Source organism: Paenibacillus sp. S29, assembly GCF_049319765.1.
Classification (GTDB): Bacteria; Bacillota; Bacilli; order Paenibacillales; family Paenibacillaceae; genus Paenibacillus; species Paenibacillus polymyxa_B.
The window spans coordinates 215,320-229,311 of record NZ_JBMOUI010000006.1; the positions used below are offsets into that span (position 1 = coordinate 215,320).

11 protein-coding genes and 2 pseudogenes are annotated in these 13,992 nt (G+C 46.8%); 6 read left to right on the forward strand and 7 right to left on the reverse strand.

Going from position 1 to position 13,992, the window contains the following annotated elements; all coding sequences use genetic code 11:
• Window positions 1–29 precede the first annotated feature (29 nt).
• The 4 genes from hcp to ACL9RM_RS12945 all read right to left on the reverse strand — a co-directional run bounded on the left by hcp (window position 30) and on the right by ACL9RM_RS12945 (window position 5,729).
• Complete coding sequence (gene hcp / locus ACL9RM_RS12930; protein ID WP_013309082.1) at window positions 30–1,322, reverse strand: hydroxylamine reductase; 1,293 nt, start codon at window positions 1,320–1,322, stop codon at window positions 30–32.
• A gap of 145 nt (window positions 1,323–1,467) precedes the next feature.
• Complete coding sequence (locus ACL9RM_RS12935) at window positions 1,468–2,769, reverse strand: response regulator (RefSeq protein ID WP_414126351.1); 1,302 nt, start codon at window positions 2,767–2,769, stop codon at window positions 1,468–1,470.
• Window positions 2,720–4,687: a cache domain-containing sensor histidine kinase gene (locus tag ACL9RM_RS12940; RefSeq protein WP_414126352.1), complete on the reverse strand. Its 1,968-nt coding sequence runs from the start codon at window positions 4,685–4,687 to the stop codon at window positions 2,720–2,722. The genes ACL9RM_RS12935 and ACL9RM_RS12940 overlap by 50 nt, the downstream gene beginning before the upstream one ends.
• A gap of 34 nt (window positions 4,688–4,721) precedes the next feature.
• On the reverse strand, window positions 4,722–5,729 hold the full coding sequence (locus ACL9RM_RS12945; protein ID WP_069291277.1) for a substrate-binding domain-containing protein: 1,008 nt from the start codon (window positions 5,727–5,729) through the stop codon (window positions 4,722–4,724).
• Between the two features lie 218 nt (window positions 5,730–5,947).
• Here ACL9RM_RS12945 and ACL9RM_RS12950 point away from each other — a divergent pair, with 218 nt between their 5' ends.
• Window positions 5,948–7,174 (forward strand): acyltransferase, encoded by a 1,227-nt coding sequence (locus tag ACL9RM_RS12950; protein WP_322159425.1) that lies wholly within the window; start codon window positions 5,948–5,950, stop codon window positions 7,172–7,174.
• A gap of 181 nt (window positions 7,175–7,355) precedes the next feature.
• Here the strand turns inward: ACL9RM_RS12950 and ACL9RM_RS12955 are convergent, their stop codons facing one another.
• The gene (locus tag ACL9RM_RS12955; RefSeq protein ID WP_155765247.1) at window positions 7,356–7,625 is read right to left on the reverse strand and encodes an aspartyl-phosphate phosphatase Spo0E family protein; all 270 of its coding nucleotides are present in this window, start codon (window positions 7,623–7,625) and stop codon (window positions 7,356–7,358) included.
• 225 nt (window positions 7,626–7,850) lie between these two features.
• Window positions 7,851–9,248, reverse strand: coding sequence for a helix-turn-helix domain-containing protein (locus ACL9RM_RS12960; RefSeq protein ID WP_103048980.1), 1,398 nt, complete (start codon window positions 9,246–9,248; stop codon window positions 7,851–7,853).
• Between the two features lie 204 nt (window positions 9,249–9,452).
• Here ACL9RM_RS12960 and ACL9RM_RS12965 point away from each other — a divergent pair.
• The 3 genes and pseudogenes from ACL9RM_RS12965 to ACL9RM_RS12975 all read left to right on the forward strand — a co-directional run bounded on the left by ACL9RM_RS12965 (window position 9,453) and on the right by ACL9RM_RS12975 (window position 11,576).
• A pseudogene (locus tag ACL9RM_RS12965) lies at window positions 9,453–9,902 on the forward strand (AbrB/MazE/SpoVT family DNA-binding domain-containing protein).
• A gap of 213 nt (window positions 9,903–10,115) precedes the next feature.
• Window positions 10,116–10,574 (forward strand): MarR family winged helix-turn-helix transcriptional regulator, encoded by a 459-nt coding sequence (locus ACL9RM_RS12970; RefSeq protein WP_250267617.1) that lies wholly within the window; start codon window positions 10,116–10,118, stop codon window positions 10,572–10,574.
• Window positions 10,575–10,700: 126 nt separating this feature from the next.
• The gene (locus ACL9RM_RS12975; RefSeq protein ID WP_250267616.1) at window positions 10,701–11,576 is read left to right on the forward strand and encodes a (Fe-S)-binding protein; all 876 of its coding nucleotides are present in this window, start codon (window positions 10,701–10,703) and stop codon (window positions 11,574–11,576) included.
• A gap of 56 nt (window positions 11,577–11,632) precedes the next feature.
• Here the strand turns inward: ACL9RM_RS12975 and ACL9RM_RS12980 are convergent, their stop codons facing one another.
• Window positions 11,633–12,145: a hypothetical protein gene (locus ACL9RM_RS12980; RefSeq protein ID WP_250267615.1), complete on the reverse strand. Its 513-nt coding sequence runs from the start codon at window positions 12,143–12,145 to the stop codon at window positions 11,633–11,635.
• Between the two features lie 390 nt (window positions 12,146–12,535).
• Between ACL9RM_RS12980 and ACL9RM_RS12985 the strand changes: the two are divergent.
• Both ACL9RM_RS12985 and ACL9RM_RS12990 read left to right on the forward strand, forming a co-directional pair.
• Window positions 12,536–12,691, forward strand: a pseudogene (locus ACL9RM_RS12985) (1,4-beta-xylanase); the annotation flags it as partial.
• 169 nt (window positions 12,692–12,860) lie between these two features.
• Window positions 12,861–13,934 (forward strand): polysaccharide deacetylase family protein, encoded by a 1,074-nt coding sequence (locus tag ACL9RM_RS12990; protein WP_235307524.1) that lies wholly within the window; start codon window positions 12,861–12,863, stop codon window positions 13,932–13,934.
• The last annotated feature ends 58 nt before the right edge of the window (window positions 13,935–13,992 follow it).

The following is a 13,992-nucleotide window of genomic DNA, read 5'->3' on the forward strand; positions in this document are numbered from 1 at the left end:
ACTGCACTTTGCAGTTCCCCACCAATCCCTTACGACAATGCCAACATCGCTTTCATATCTTCCTCTGCTGTTGTAATCAGCTTCAAGCCAAACATCTCCACCAGCACATCCAGTACGCCAGAAGAAATAAACTCAGGCGGCTTCGGTCCAATGCGAATATCCTGGATGCCAAGGCTGAACAAGCCCAGCAGGATGGCAACCGCTTTTTGCTCAAACCAGGACAGTACAATGCTGACAGGCAGCTCGTTCACCGTACAACCGAAAGCATCCGCTAATGCCAGAGCGATTTTCACAGTAGAACCCGAATTGTTGCATTGCCCCAAATCAATATAACGCGGAATGCCGGTATCTCCAACGGTGCCATAATCCACGTCATTAAAGCGGAATTTACCACAGGAAGTGGTCAGAATGACCGTATCATTCGGCAAGGATGTAGCTAGCTCGCGGTAATAGTTGCCGCCTTTGCCCGGTGCGTCGCAGCCTGCAATGACGAAGAAACGGCGGATATGCCCGTCTTTAACCGCCTGAATAATCTCAGGAGCCAGCCCGATAACCGTTTCGTGATGATATCCTGTCGTAAGCACCTGCTCCGAATCTACATCTGCGGCTGGCAGGGCTAACGCACGCTCGATCAATGGTGAAAAGTCGTCGTCCATGATCTTGGCTACTCCCTCTAGCCCAGCTACTTCATAAGAGAAGAAGCGGTCTGCATACGTGCCTTTAATCGGCATAACACAATTCGTCGTGGCGAGAATCGCACCCGGGAACTCCTCGAACAGTCTACGCTGATCGTACCAGGCTTTACCGATATTCCCTTTGAGATGTGCATATTTCTTCAATGCCGGATAGCCGTGGGCAGGCAGCATTTCTGAGTGGGTATAGATGTTGATACCTTTACCCTCCGTCTGCCGCAACAATTCCTCCAGCGCATATAAATTATGTCCAGTCACGACGATACATTGGCCTTCGATTTTATTCTGACTGACGGTAATCGGCTGCGGAATACCAAAACGATCCGTATGCGCACGATCCAGCACATCCATGATCCGTACAGCCGCATTTCCGACCTTCATCGCCATTTCCAAATGCTCTTGTACATTAAAGTTAGAATTGGTTAAGGTCATATATAACGCTTCGTGCGTGATCCGATCCACCTCAGGATCGCTATATCCCAACTGACGAGCATGTGTCGCATAGGCAGCGATCCCTTTTAATGCAAAAATCATCGTATCCTGCAAGCTCGCTATCGTCTCATCCTTCCCGCACACCCCAACTACTTTACACCCGCCACTCGGCGTCTGTTCACACTGATAACAAAACATATCGTTTTCCTCCAAATATTGATAGATATTTGTTCGTTATCCCCAGCGTAACAAACCCCTGAATGCGTAGGTGTGATTACACACACATTTTTTCTTACAGTTTATTATTAGACAGTGTGGGACTCATCCCCCATTTCAATCCTTCCTACTCCACCGTGTTTTCTTGAATTCCCCCGCCTTTACGGTACTGCACAGGGGACACGCCCATAGTCTTTTTAAAAGCGGTGCTAAAATAGTGCTGACTGTCGTAACCCGTACGTTCTGCTATATCATAGATAGACAACGTCGTGGAATCCAACAGCTGCACTGCTTTACGGATACGGGCACGCGTGACGAGGGTCACGAAGCTGTCGTTGAGCTCCTTTTTGAGCACGCGGCTGAGATATACGGCGGATACTTGTAGCCGCGAAGCAAGGGCTTCCAGCGTTAATTCCCGATCGGCGTAACCTTCCTGAATGAGCTGCCGGGCCCGACGTACGATGGGAGACAGCTGCGATTCGCCATACACTCGATCCCGACTCACCCGGTACGCGTCAATTGCACCTTCTAGTCCACCCGCGTTGGACTCCACATGCGTATGAACCGCTATATTCAGGTAGCGTCCAATCGCCTGTTCCATGGAAGCGCCTATCGTCTCGGGTGCCCCCTGCCACAGGCATATGCCGATCAGCCCGTTCGCATCGCGGAACAACACATGCGGTCGGTCCTCCAGCAGTTCGCCAATAATATTTTCAGCGGCAAAAAGAAACAACTGGCGGTCATTCTCACGCATAATCGTCTGCCGTGCCTCTGCCGCAGGCCACCGCACCACACCGATCTGAGCAGGCGGTCGCGATGGAAGCCGTAAAAACGCCAACTGTTCCATGATGTCTTTCCCTGTGTGTTGGCCTTCCAGCCATTCCAGGCAAAACCGCTGGCGCAGCAGCGGAATATTCCGTTCAATCTGACCAGCAGCTTGTTCTACATAGGCGGCACGCTTATACTCTTCGTCCATTCGCTGACGAAGCCGCAACAGTGCAGCATGAAGCTGATCCGCATTTACCGGCTTCAAAATATAATCCTCTACGCCAAGTCGGACAGCCTCCTGCGCATAAGCAAATTCATCATGCCCGGAAATGATCAGACAGCGGCATTCCGGACGATCTTCCCGCAGCCGCCGAATCAGTTCAATCCCGTCCATGAACGGCATATTCATATCGACCAGCACGATGTCGATATGAAGCTGACCCACCAGCTCCAGCGCTTCTTCTCCGTCCTCCGCCTCTGCTGCCACCTCCATGCCCAGTGCCGCCCAATCTATGCAATCTCGAATCCCCTCACGAATGATCGGCTCATCATCTGCGATCAATACTTGGTAACGTTTTGCCGTTCCTATGGTCACTTCTGTTATGGCCTGGTCAATCAGACTCGCCGTTGTCGAGTTGTGTGTGGCCTTTGATTTCGTCATCCTGACCCTCTCCTTTTTCATAAGGCTTCTTCAGTTGCGCCATATCCAGCAGCAACGGATGAGTGATCGTCACGCAGGTACCTGTCCCTTCTTTGCTCTCCAGTACAATTCCATATTCCTCGCCAAAAGATAACCGGATACGCGCTTGTACATTCAGCATGCCATAGCTTCTGCCATGGGTACTAACTCCCTTTTGCTTCTGCTTTACTTCCATCGCCTCCAGGGGTATTTCCAGCCATTCACGCAATTCAAGCAGACGGTCCGCCGTCATCCCTGCGCCATCGTCACGTACCGTCAGCAGCAGCTTGTCGTCCTCAGCTTTAGCTTCTATCCAAATCGTGCCTGGGCCACGTCTGGCCTTGATGCCGTGATAAATCGCGTTTTCCACTACAGGCTGAAGCATTAACTTCAACACGAACAGATCCTTTAGCTCGTCAGGTAGATTCAATTCCCAGCGAAGTCGGTCACGATAGCGGGTTTGCTGGATTTGCATATAGCTAGATATATGCTCAATCTCGGAGCGCAGTGGAATAAAGTCATCCCCCTTGCTCAGCCCGAGACGGAACAATCTCGATAGCGCTCCCACCATATCGGACACGTCGTCTGCTCCATTTTTTCGGGCCATCCAATGAATCGTATCTAGCGTATTGTATAGAAAATGGGGCTTAATATGCTCCTGAAGGCTGCGCAGCTCGGCATCCCGTTTTTGCCGTTCCCTCAGTTCGCTAAGTGACATGAGACGGCGAATTTGCTCCAGCATTCGGTTAAAGCTCCGCCCCAGCATTCCAACTTCATCCCCACGGTCACTCCATTGGCGAACTGTAAGATCCCCTGTCTCTGCCGTCCGCATATAGGACATCAGCCGGAAAATCGGCTGCGCAATGGAACTCGACAATCGCAAGGATGCCGTTAACCCAAATAGACATACAATGAAAACAAAACAGATGACATAGAACTGAATTTGCCGCACTTCCAGTGTAGATTCGCGTGCCGGGAATACCCCCACTGTTCTCCAGCCCGTGAATTCGGAAGCCCTGAACATGAACAGCAATTCCCTGCCCCCAGCTTCACGGGTAAACATCCCGCTGTCACCTGCCCCGAACCATTGCGGCGGAATACGCTCAATCAAAGGCATATCCGGCCTGTACACGCTGCGCCCCTCAGCATCTGTCACCATTAAATACCCGCTTTTGCCCAGGGTTACATCTCTGGCAGCCTGCGACACAGCCCGCAGCTTGAGGTCAATCATAATCGTGCCTAGCACGCGTCCGGTTTCCGGATCTGTAACCGAGCGAACGACGGAGACAATTTCACTGTCCTTGTACCGGACATGAGTGGTCACATTACGGTGGCTCGGCTGTCCTAGCACAGTGAATATGCCTGCATGCTGCGCCGCCTGTTGGTACCAGCCTTCTTCCGTCAGGCTACGCGTGCTTCGAGCGTACATTTCGTTGCTGATATAGTCGCCTTTTTCGTTCACGATCAGAATCCCTGCAATCTCAGGATATAACGTGGTATAGCCCTGCAAAAATTGCTTCATTTTATACAGCGTATCCTGCTCCTGTACAGAACTTAATGCCTGCTTGGAAGTGAGAGTCTGGTTTTCCGGCGTTACGATACTCGCATGACCCGCGTGGCCGTCAGCCAGCGTCTTCCCTTTCCAGAACTCCCCGATATCGGGGTTAAAAGCAATCAGATACGTCATGTTTTGCAAATTTTCCATTTTGGTATCCAGCGCTTCGTTCACCTTGCCAATCAACTGCATCGTATGATCTTCCACCTGCCGCTCAATAATCCGTTCCACCGTCCAATTGACCAGCAGACCTAATCCCAGCGAAGGCACAATGCCAAACAACAGGAACAGCAGCATGAGCTGATAACGTAAAGGCATATTGCGCAAGCGTAACCGCGGCATCATTTGGCGCACCCCTAATTGGATACGCTCCCAAAATTTATTTCGCATAATAATCATCTACATTCGCCCGGGTGACCACGGAAATCCCAGTATCTACCCGCACGGGCAACGGAGTGTTGTCTCCAGTGGAAGAAGGTGCAGGAATCGTCAAATGATGATGCAGATGGAACAAATATTGAAGCGACCAATAACCCATATTCCATGTTCCCTGGGCAATCGTTGCCGAAATCGTCCCACCACGAATCATATCCAGTGTCGCTTTATTCGTATCAAAAGAAATGATTTTCAGCGGATGGCTGTTTTTTTGACTCAGTACCGCTTCACCCACACCTGTTCCTCCCGTTGCATCAGTCACAAAAATGCCCGCCAGTTTCGGATAAGCTTTCATCAGTCTCTGCGACTCATCCCGGGAGACCATCGCGTCTGCGCGGCCATCTGCGACTTCCACCACCTTCATCGCAGGATACTGCCGTTGAATGGTATCGCGAAAGCCACGCGAGCGTTCTTCATGATTTTGCTGTCCAGGCAGCGTCAGAACAGCGACCTGACCTTCTCGTCCCAACAGCTCTGCCATTTTATCCGCAGCGGTCACGCCCGCCTTATAATTATCCGTGCCCAAAAAGGAATACGCCCGGCTCCCCGGCGCTTCGGCATCAAACAATACCACAGGAATGCCCGCATCCAGCGCCTTATTAATCACAGGAATCAAAGAGTGAGGATCAATCGCTGATATGGCAATCCCTGCGGGTTTACGAGCAATCGCCTGCTCAATAACGGTCGTCTGCTCCTGCGCATCATAACGGGTAGCTCCCCGATACTCCACAGTCACCCCCAAAGCATCACCCGCATCCTCGAAGCCCTTGAGCCCGCTTTTCCAATACTCCAAACCGGACTGGAACGTAATCATTATATAGGTCTCTCCGATACTGCCTCGCAGCCCTTTATCCTCCCAAGTGCCATTCAACGGGCCAGATTGTTCATACCTGAACACATAGAGAGCAAAGGCCGCAATCAATAGCATATATACCAGCAGCGTTTTTTTCATCCTTCCTCTCCTCTTCCTGTGTGTATCCTTAAGTTATAAATTCACTTTAATTTATTCTAGTTTTACTTAGATTGTAAACGCAATCATATTAAATTGGAACTACTTCACTCTTCTTACTTTCAGGTGGCGTTAATCCTGCACTAATGTTTCTACGTTACAATACCTACAATTGTGCTAGGAAAAACATGTGCGTATCTTGCGGAAAAGGAGTGATATGGATGAGTAAGCCGCGTATCGCGGAGTGGACAGAACTACGGGGCCTTGCCTACCTCGCTGTCGTGCTTCAGCATTGCATTGGCGAATATATTTATCGCAGCGACATCCAACAGCCAGATTCTGTTATGCTCGCGATGCTGTATCATTTGACACGTTTTGGCACACCGACGTTCGTTTTCCTGTCTGCGGCGCTGCTATTTTATAACGGCAACAAACCGATTGGCTATCCTCGCTATATTGGCAGGCGGTTTCGAGATATTTATGTTCCTTTCCTTTGCTGGACTGTTATTTATTGGGTATGTACTCAAAACTGGTCAACGGCGCAGTGGGGAAATATTTATTTTTACAAAGGTATGTTCGAGGAAATGATCATACCCGTCAGCGGATATCATCTATGGTTTGTAGTGATGATCTTTCAGTTTTATATTTTGTTTCCTTTATTTGCAAAAGCAGCCGGGCAGGTTCAAGCGTTTCTACGTCGTTACAGCACGAAAAGACGCAAACAGCTTGTTGTGGCTATTATGCTGATTGCCGCTACAGCTTATGCTTTGCTGTTACAATGGTCCTACTATGACATGTCTGCATGGAGCACTGGGTTGCCATCCTTTTGGCAGACTCTGCTGGATTATCGCACCTATAACTTTGTCATGTACTTTTTCTATTTTATGCTAGGCGCAGTATGTGCTTACATGACAGACACGTGGCGTGGACTGGCCAAACAGACGTTGCCGTGGAATGTATTTGTGTTCATTGGTTTGTTCATGCTCATGGGTCACACGATGCTGATCCAGTCGGGCGATACGATCAATCTTAATATTTCCACCTATTTGAAGCCAAGCACCTTTGTGCTCATTGTGTCGCAGCTGCTTTTATTGTACGGACTGCTGCTCCATTTGCAAAAAGATACACGATCCGAGCCGTTTCGCCGTATGTTGAACTGGATCGGGCGTTATTCTTTTGGAGGATATCTGGCCCATGCGCTCGTGCTGGCCTTCATATCCTACTACACCCGCTCGCTTGCACTGGGCGATCATCATTTTACAGCTACGCTCATTACGTTTATCGTCGTGGCAAGTGTTTCTCTGGGCATCAGCTGGCTTTTTGCCCATCTGCCCGGCGGCAACTGGATTGTTGGTTCCAAAGGCAGACAGCGGTTGAACTGGCATTCGTTTCGTTTCCAGTTCTTTTCCTCCAAACGTGCTTCCAAAAGCACGCAGGAGCTTGGCTAATCTTATGCGTCTGTGTTTCAGCATGGGGTTATGATTCCAATGAACTTTGGCAGGGCTCACTTATTGAGCTCTGCTTTTCTGTGCCTTAGTATGCCGTCCCCTCAAAAAAGTGATTAACATTTTATGACATGAATATGTATTTTATTTTAAAATAAGTCATTATATAGAATAATAATAAACGTTACGTGGGAGAAGCCACAGTTTTGCATAAAGAGAAAGGGGAGGATGTACTGAACATAACATCGTCGTTGTTAATGTTCTGATCCAAAACATGGTGAGGCTGCTTTCTGGTCTGATACATACGGTTGTACTGATTAATCAGTTCATCCAAAAGCATAGACTGCTCAAGTACACAAGCATGTCCGAAACCATACTCTTCGTAAAGATCATGCAAATGTTGTCTGGCGTGTTCCATCTGTTGAATTAACGTTACCGTTTCATACCTGTTCATCCTGCATACCTCCTAATGAATCTCATTTTAAGGAGGGATGTACAAATACGTCATATCTTTTTTGAGTCGAAAAATTACAAAATAATACAAAAAGAGACCAGCCATAAGCTGGTCAATAGTAATGAATTAGTGTTTGGTCAAGATCCACCAACGTGTCCTTGTGTTTGGATCGTGCCATGGCTTAGATTTCCAGCTTGGACTGGTACTGTGAACACCAGTAAAAAGCTAGTTACCGCCAAGAAGAAAGCCATCCTTTTGATCATTTTTCTCCCACACCTCCTCATAAATAGATTGGAACTGTGTCTGTGTTTCGGGAGCCGCATGTGTTTTGAAGTGAAAAAATAATCCAAAACAATTGGCAATAAGTAGTACATGATTAATTGTAACAGCTTTTTCAAACGCGTTTATTAAACATTTGAAACCATATAGGTATCTGCCTTTATTTAGGCTGTATTTAGCCATTTTGTACCAGAAGCGTACGTACTCTTCCGGTAAAACCTGCTGTGTATACATGTCTGAAGATGACGGTTCTTGATAAGCCTCAATTTGGGATTCAAAACGCTGAAGGATATGGTCTACATCTACATTGTACCGATTAGCAACTTCAAGAACGTTTAGTAGCTCGGCAAAAATCTCATTTTCGGCAGCCATATGTTCTACGTAATCGGGGAGAACACTAATATCCCCGGACATAAGCCTATTGACGTAAGTATTAATTTTTGCCCATTGCTGATATTGTTTCTTCCAATAAAGTGAATCAGGGTCCTTCTCCTTTACCCAACTTAGATCGGCATAACCTCGGATATGTTCTAATGCCTGTTCATGATCGCCTTTTGCATCGCAAGCATTAGCACACAGCAATTCGGAGTAAACTATGTATACAAACAGTGGCCTGCTTAGCTTTTTTCGTGGCTCTGTTCCTTTTCGCTTAGAGTTATGAACCAAATTATATTGGATCTTTCCCATTTGACCCATTTGATGTGCAAATTCATACACCTTGTCCCACATACTTAATGATCTGTACACGTTCGCCAAATCTTTTAATGCATCTAATTGCTCTATCTCGTCTAAACGATCAACAAAAGGGGCAAATTCAATGGCAGCTTGAAGATTTATAGCTCTATCTTGTCCAATATTGATTTGGAACAAACGATACTGGCAGATCGCCAATCGCTCTGAATGCTGCTGCTTCTCACTTTCAGCCACTTTTTTGTAAAGGTAAGCCGCTGCTTCATTGTAACCGTCTTTGTATACATTTTCGGCAACTTCAAAGAGCGATGGCGGATAATTAGGGTTATCCAATAACAGAATTACAACTCGCTGCAAGCAGTCCAGTCGTCCTAGCTCAATACATCGGTATAAGAAAGGGCTAATTTTTTTCCAGTTGAGCGGAGATTCTTCAATACATTCTTCAATATAACGTTCGTAAAAATAATCCGGTGGTAAATTCATTCCCGCAGTAATGCTATCCAGTTGGTGAACAGAAATAGATCGGTTACCGGTCACAATGCTACTAACTGTACCTACATTCAAATCAATCGTGTGACCAAACTTGGTCATCGTTAAGCCTTTTCGTTTCAAATAGGTTTGAATTTCTGCCTGTATCGTAGGTGTGATTTCCATGGATAAACCACCCTTTCAGCATTTTCATAAAATTTCAATTTCAATTTCAATAAACAATATAGTTTGGAAACTAATAGTATAATTATTGATTTTCCTTCACGATAATACCATCTTTTGGAACAAACATAAATGCTTTTACTTTATTGATTTTTATATTTTTATTAGGAGATCATTGGATGTTGGACAATGGAAGGAGAAGATCACTTGAAAAATACAGGTATGACACGTCCATTGGATACGTTAGGTCGAATTGTTATTCCTAAAGAGATGCGAACCTCTATGGGTATTCAAGCTGGTGAGTCCTTAGAATTTTATTTAGATTGTGAAACAGGTTTATTGAGTATGCGGAAGTATATTGGAGTCTGCTGTCACTTATGCTATTCGATTCAGGATTTAAGCTATTTCAGGGATTCATTTTTATGTAAAAAATGCATAAACGATCTGAAGGGAAATATAGGTGTAAGTCCATTACCTGTTCCTGTCGTAAAGAAATCTGCGTACAAAGAAAAAAGTAACCATCGGTCGTCTTCATAACAATTAGTTGAAAATCTAAGAAAACTCATGCGCGAGCATCCAACAGCCAAGCAAGGCGAATATGCTGAATGGCTCGGCGTATCCCAAGGCCGTATTTCCCAGCTTAAAAAGCTATTATAGGTAGCGCTCAACTCATATTCTAGCAAAGCTAAATAACCAGTCGCTGGTTGATTTCGTGCGACTGGTTATTTCAACTTTTCATTAGTAGGAAGGACTACAGGGGATAAATCATGATAGACCGACAGAACTGACTGCTGTGACAAATATCGCTTACAAAACCTACCACTTTTGAGATGGTGTAGATACACGAAACAGTACACGAATGGAGAACTTATGAAAACGACAGGAAAGAATAAGAAATCTTCGCAGAAGCGATCAGCCTCAGTCTGTACCTGCATCAATCTGCGCCGTTCCTCGATGGCTATTACAGGACTGTATGACCGGTATCTGGCCCCGAGCGGACTCAATATTAGCCAATTCTCGCTGCTCAAGCACTTAACTGCACTGGGCCCCGCAAGTGTAAGTGAATTGGCGCTGGAGATGCGGCTCGACCGGACCACGATTGTTCGCAATTTGAAAGCGCTGGAGCATAACGGGTATGTGGAGGATACATCTGCTGAGGGCAGTCGCAACCGCTGCCTTACTCTGACGGAGAGGGGAAGAACGGTATACAATGACGCAGCAGGGCTTTGGGAGGAGGCGCAACGTTTTTTGCAGGAGTCATTGGGAATCGGACAGTTGCAGATACTCAACACACTCTTATCCAAGATTGAAAATTTGGATGGATATTAGACGGCTCCTCATCCAGGTGGAGTTGTGTTCAATTCGTGTATATACACGAAAAAGATCGAAATGTTTATTGCCGTATCAAGGGAAGCTTTACTGTGAACAATAACCACGGAGAGGGATGTGGATAGGATGGTTGAATCCGTACCGGATATGAGAGAAAACATCGCAGCCGAGATGAAAACCTATGTGAGCGAAGACAAAGGCAATGTTTGTGAAGAACTGCGGAGTCCTTATTACGAGGAGCCGATTATCCAATTTGCTGCGGCTAATGATCCTTTGTTTGAGGAGTACAAAAGAGTAGTGGGGCCCGATCACGCCACGCCGCAGGAAGCATTTGAACGTTCCTTTGGAACGGAGAGTTTTGATGGAGGCACCGTTATCAGCGTTGTGCTGCCGATCAGCGAGACGATCCGTAAGGCTAATCGTGCGCAAAAAGAAAGAGCCTCAAGGGAATGGGCGCTGCTGCGGACCTTTGGCGATGAATATTTTGTACAGTCTGCAAGGCGGCATTTGGCGGGATACTTAACAGGCCTTGGTTACCGTGCGGTTGCACCGCTGGATACGGATTGGTACAGCATCCATGGCGCCGAGGGGGGGCCGATCTCCAACTGGTCGGAGCGCCACATTGCATATGCTGCGGGTCTCGGCACCTTCAGTATCAATGACGGCTTCATCACCGAAAAAGGAATTGCCATCCGCCTGCTGTCCGTGGTGACCGATCTCAAGGTGCCGCCTGATGCCAGAATATCAGCCACAGGACATACTGGTAACTGCCTGCTATGCAGCAAGGGCATCTGCGGTGTATGCATTACCCGCTGCCCTGTGCAGGCCATCAGCAAAGACGGCGGACATGACAAAATCGCCTGCATGAATTTTGTGTACGGCCAGGCATCACGGGACTTTGCGGTTCTAAACGGCGGCGAGGCCAAATCGGGTGCTGGTTGCGGACTGTGCCAGACCAAGGTACCCTGCGAGAGCAGGAATCCGATGCGGACCGCCCGGTGAATATGGAAACCTTGAGGACCGCCATTCTCAAGGTTTTTTAGTGCAAAAAGATACATTTAGTTTTCGTTAGCCGAGGTTGAGGGCGTCCCTGCCTCATGTTTTAATTGAGCTTCATTCGAAGCGCCGGACTTACGATCGAATGTAATCGGGCCTTTACGGTTCACAAGTCGTTTCAGATCCATAGTCATTTCATTCTTCAATTTATCAATGAGCTGATCTTCTTTGATGCCTTTGCTTTTAGCAACCTCGGCCAACGACTTCCCTTGTCCCAGCTCTTTCTCTAACTGGACAGGAGTAATGCCCAGCAACCTAGCTACTTTCTCGTTGAGATGGTGATTCAAGCCGCCAGGCCTTTTGCCGTGCCTATGTCTGTGAACATGCCCATGTCCGTGGTCGTCCTGTGGTTCAACATTCCATTGGTGGGCTGCCCCTTGGATAGAACCGTTGGGAGTGAGAGTTTGCAACGAATTACCCGGTTCGGTCCCGGAAGCTCCTGCTGCACCCGCAGTGCCATACATCATCACTCCTCCATACAGAATAGCAGCGGTCAATTTCCATTGTTTTTTCATGTTGCAGACCCTTCTTTCATCCTTTTTAAAATAATATTTTCTTTTCCCGCTATTTTTATTCATATTTTCGCCTGTTAAGTAACCATAAGACGGGAAAAAGAAATTATGAACATTGCTATCACAATTACACCCAACCTTCGATCTACACGCGCTCCTTGGGAACCCTATCCTGTAGAGTGAGTAAGAATGAATAACTATACTTTCTACAATATAACTTGAAATTTTTCAAGTTATATATTAAGGAAAATATGATAAAATCAAATCGTAAACGCTTACAATTGATTTTTGAAAGACATGTTGCATCAAGCTACTACAGAATGCACTGCATCATAGTGAGGCTACAGGAGGAAAGTCCAATGAAACAAAAAAATAAGGTTATTTTTATGGACATCCAAACGCACGAGCAAAACCATTTCGGTCAGCGAGCACTTCAAAAAGTGAGAAAACATGGACAAGATGTATGAAGCTTCACTTACTGTAGAGGGATACCAAAGCAGTCGGAGTGCCAATGTAACTAGTAATACAATTACGATTAGCGGCAATAATGGCACCAGAAACCAAGAGATCGAGCTCGTTGTAACAGCCGATGACGGGACATGGGATGCTTATATTGACTATTTGGAGATCGACTAAAATTTCAAATCTAGTAAAGAGTTGAATCGGTTCGGAGTATCGGAACATCCATACTATATTAAAATAGCTAGGAGGTAGACCCATGTTTATAGCTAAAGCAGGAAAATGGACGGCGATTATGGCAATCACCTTGTCTTTATTCACAGGCTCGCTGGTGATCTCGAGCAACCAGGCGCTTGCGGCTGATTGCTCGAGCGGTTATGTAGCGTTAACCTTCGACGATGGTCCCAATCCCTCTAACACCAAAGCGCTGCTCAGTGCTCTGAAGCAAAACGGTTTACGTGCGACGCTCTTTAATCTTGGACAAAACGCGCAGAATAATCCTTCGCTTGTACGTGACCAGCAAGCAGCAGGCATGTGGATCGGTAATCATTCATGGTCACATCCGCATATGACACAACTGAGCACATCGCAGATGTCATCGGAAATTACACGCACGCAGCAAACGATACAGTCCATTACTGGCACGGCACCAAAGTTGTTCCGTCCTCCGTATGGCGAGACCAACGCAACCCTCAAATCCATTGAGACCCAAAACGGTCTTACCGAAGTATTGTGGAACGTTGACTCCCAAGACTGGAACGGCGCCTCCACCGCACAGATCGTAGCTGCTGCGGGCAAACTTAAAAACGGCGATGTGATCCTGATGCATGATCAGTACCAGACTACACTCCAAGCTATTCCACAAATTGCACAGAACCTCAAAAACCGTAACCTTTGCTCTGGTATGATCTCACCAAGCAATGGCCGGGCGGTAGCGCCTGATGGCGGAAACGGCGAAACGCCGCCAAACAAAGGCACAAAAGTGGAAGCAGAAAATATGACCAAAGGCGGTCAGTATACTTCAAATATCAGCTCGCCGTTCAACGGAGTGGCTTTATACTCCAACAATGATTCAGTGAAATTCACACAGAATTTTACCAGCGGCACCCATAGTTTTTCACTCCGTGGTGCTTCAAATAATTCCAACATGGCCAAAGTTGACTTGAAAATTGGTGGACAAACGAAGGGTACCTTCTACTACGGCGGGAGCAGTCCTGCGGTCTATACTTTAAACAATGTCAGCCATGGAACCGGAAATCAAGAGATTGAGCTTGTTGTAACAGCCGATGATGGAACATGGGATGCTTATATTGACTATTTAGAGATCATCTAATTTTGAAAAAACAAAATCCCGGCGGGATCTTCCCAGCCGGGATTTTTGTCGATATCCT

What these genes read in the sequence shown, in the direction of transcription:
- hcp (WP_013309082.1), bottom strand. Translation starts at nt 1,322, where the DNA reads ATGTTTTGTTATCAGTGTGAACAGACGCCGAGTGGCGGGTGTAAAGTA.
- ACL9RM_RS12935 (WP_414126351.1), bottom strand. Translation starts at nt 2,769, where the DNA reads ATGACGAAATCAAAGGCCACACACAACTCGACAACGGCGAGTCTGATT.
- ACL9RM_RS12940 (WP_414126352.1), bottom strand. Translation starts at nt 4,687, where the DNA reads ATGATGCCGCGGTTACGCTTGCGCAATATGCCTTTACGTTATCAGCTC.
- ACL9RM_RS12945 (WP_069291277.1), bottom strand. Translation starts at nt 5,729, where the DNA reads ATGAAAAAAACGCTGCTGGTATATATGCTATTGATTGCGGCCTTTGCT.
- ACL9RM_RS12950 (WP_322159425.1), top strand. Translation starts at nt 5,948, where the DNA reads ATGAGTAAGCCGCGTATCGCGGAGTGGACAGAACTACGGGGCCTTGCC.
- ACL9RM_RS12955 (WP_155765247.1), bottom strand. Translation starts at nt 7,625, where the DNA reads ATGAACAGGTATGAAACGGTAACGTTAATTCAACAGATGGAACACGCC.
- ACL9RM_RS12960 (WP_103048980.1), bottom strand. Translation starts at nt 9,248, where the DNA reads ATGGAAATCACACCTACGATACAGGCAGAAATTCAAACCTATTTGAAA.
- ACL9RM_RS12970 (WP_250267617.1), top strand. Translation starts at nt 10,116, where the DNA reads ATGAAAACGACAGGAAAGAATAAGAAATCTTCGCAGAAGCGATCAGCC.
- ACL9RM_RS12975 (WP_250267616.1), top strand. Translation starts at nt 10,701, where the DNA reads ATGGTTGAATCCGTACCGGATATGAGAGAAAACATCGCAGCCGAGATG.
- ACL9RM_RS12980 (WP_250267615.1), bottom strand. Translation starts at nt 12,145, where the DNA reads ATGAAAAAACAATGGAAATTGACCGCTGCTATTCTGTATGGAGGAGTG.
- ACL9RM_RS12990 (WP_235307524.1), top strand. Translation starts at nt 12,861, where the DNA reads ATGTTTATAGCTAAAGCAGGAAAATGGACGGCGATTATGGCAATCACC.